The 2,301-nt window shown below is 38.3% G+C and carries 3 protein-coding genes; all 3 read left to right on the plus strand.

The window, feature by feature from the left end; genetic code table 11:
* The first annotated feature begins 200 nt into the window (after positions 1-200).
* On the plus strand, positions 201-530 hold the full coding sequence (locus tag GFB48_RS17035; RefSeq protein WP_163938632.1) for a hypothetical protein: 330 nt from the start codon (positions 201-203) through the stop codon (positions 528-530).
* Between the two features lie 86 nt (positions 531-616).
* Positions 617-1,156, plus strand: a complete 540-nt coding sequence (locus GFB48_RS17040; protein WP_163938635.1) for a hypothetical protein — start codon at positions 617-619, stop codon at positions 1,154-1,156.
* Between the two features lie 55 nt (positions 1,157-1,211).
* The gene (locus tag GFB48_RS17045; protein ID WP_163938637.1) at positions 1,212-2,168 is read left to right on the plus strand and encodes a hypothetical protein; all 957 of its coding nucleotides are present in this window, start codon (positions 1,212-1,214) and stop codon (positions 2,166-2,168) included.
* Positions 2,169-2,301: the final 133 nt, after the last annotated feature.

The raw sequence follows: 2,301 nt of genomic DNA on the forward strand, positions 1-2,301 counted from the left end.
TCAAGATTTTGTGCTGTAAGTTATTGATTAATAATGGGTGGCTATAGTTAATTTTTATGGAAGTCTATTGATTCTGGAACTCAGCAGTTTGCGAAACACGTAGTAAATTATAATGGTCGTAGTCGATATTATGGGTATCATATTGCTATTAATAATATGGGATTTTCCAACACTACAGTTGATATTAAAGGGTGGTAAAAATGGCAAAGCAACCTAAACCTAGTGCAACTAACCGTGAACAGGTTTTTACTTTTTTAGCAAAAGAGCTAATTGACGATATGCCTAAGCGCAAAGAGCAAATAGAAGGGGACTTGAATTCCTCTATGCATCATGAAAAAGCAGGAATGTTTTTGTTTGGTTATTATTGGCTTTTTTCAAATTACTTAAACCTAGCTGTAGGTAAGCGACTCGAAGGTGAAGATTCAAGCTCTGATGTTAAACTAGCTTTGGATTACGCCCTTGATGGCTTGAAGCTGGAAGCCAAAATTACAGCTATCGAATTGCAGAGTATGGAGACGAGTTTGAGCTAACTACTCTGGATAGCTTACTCAAAGTTTGGGGCCTAGCTGCATACTATAACTTTGAAGAGCCGTTAAAGTGGCTTCCTAAATTTATTATGCCTCATTTAGCAAATGAAGATGTCTCTTGGCAGCTCCGTGATAATGATAATTGCTTCGCAGAATTTGCTTTGTTATTGATCAAAGCATCAATTAGTGGCGAGTGGCCGAAACAATTTAACGAGAAATCTTTAGGAGGTTTTGCACCTTTAATTGCTAAAGTCACTGATCAAGTGGAATTCAATAAGTTTTTACCTGAGTATTTAGACTTTCGTTGGGCAAACTCATTTGGTTGGGATCACGTTAATGCTAAGAGAAAGCGCTCAACAGGTGAAGAGGGATCTGTATTTGGTGGTCTCTGGTGGGGCGTAATGATTCCATTCGAGTTGTATATACTAAAGAGTGTTTTTGAGTCTACCTCAGGTGGAACAATACATTTCGACACAGATCATCCCGCTTTTGTGTTTAGTGAGTCTTTGCTTTCTTCATGTCAACATGGTGGTGTTACAGAGGAAACGGATTTTACTACAAGATTAAAGTCTATTGCTGAAGATGAGTTTGGAATAGGGTGGGACGTTGGGTTAATTGCATCGGAATAAAAATTAACAAGAACACACAATAGACACCCATAATTAATTTTAAAAGGTGGTAAAAATGGCAAAGCAACCTAAACCTAGTGCAACTAACCGTGAACAGGTTTTTACTTTTTTAGCAAAAGAGCTAATTAACGATATGCCTAAGCGCAAAGTGCAAATAGAAGGGGACTTGAATTCCTCTATGCATCATGAAAAAGCAGGAATGTTTTTGTTTGGTTATTATTGGCTTTTTTCAAATTACTTAAACCTAGCAGTAGGTAAGCGACTCGAAGGTGAAGATTCAAGCTCTGATGTTAAACTAGCTTTGGATTACGCCCTTGATGGCTTGAAGTTAGAGGCCCAAATAACACCTATTCGAATTGCAGAGTATGGAGACGAGTTTGAGCTAACTACTCTGGATAGCTTACTCAAAGTTTGGGGCCTAGCTGCATACTATAACTTTGAAGAGCCGTTAAAGTGGCTTCCTAAATTTATTATGCCTCATTTAGCAAATGAAGATGCCTCTTGGCAGCTCCGTGATAATGATAATTGCTTCGCAGAATTTGCTTTGTTATTGATCAAAGCATCAATTAGTGGCGAGTGGCCGAAACAATTTAACGAGAAATCTTTAGGAGGTTTTGCACCTTTAATTGCTAAAGTCACTGATCAAGTGGAATTCAATAAGTTTTTACCTGAGTATTTAGACTTTCGTTGGGCAAACTCATTTGGTTGGGATCACGTTAATGCTAAGAGAAAGCGCTCAACAGGTGAAGAGGGATCTGTATTTGGTGGTCTCTGGTGGGGCGTAATGATTCCATTCGAGTTGTATATACTAAAGAGTGTTTTTGAGTCTACCTCAGGTGGAACAATACATTTCGACACAGATCATCCCGCTTTTGTGTTTAGTGAGTCTTTGCTTTCTTCATGTCAACATGGTGGTGTTACAGAGGAAACGGATTTTACTACAAGATTAAAGTCTATTGCTGAAGATGAGTTTGGAATAGGGTGGGACGTTGGGTTAATTGCATCGGAATAAAAATTAACAAGAACACACAATAGACATCCATAATTAATTGCTGCTTTTTCAGCCTCCTACTAAACTTGTTTTATAGCGAGTTGTTGGAGGTAGTCATGCCTAGACCCCGTAGTACGTTAATTTCCAGCACACA

Source organism: Paraferrimonas sp. SM1919 (assembly GCF_010993985.1).
GTDB lineage: Bacteria > Pseudomonadota > Gammaproteobacteria > Enterobacterales > Shewanellaceae > SM1919.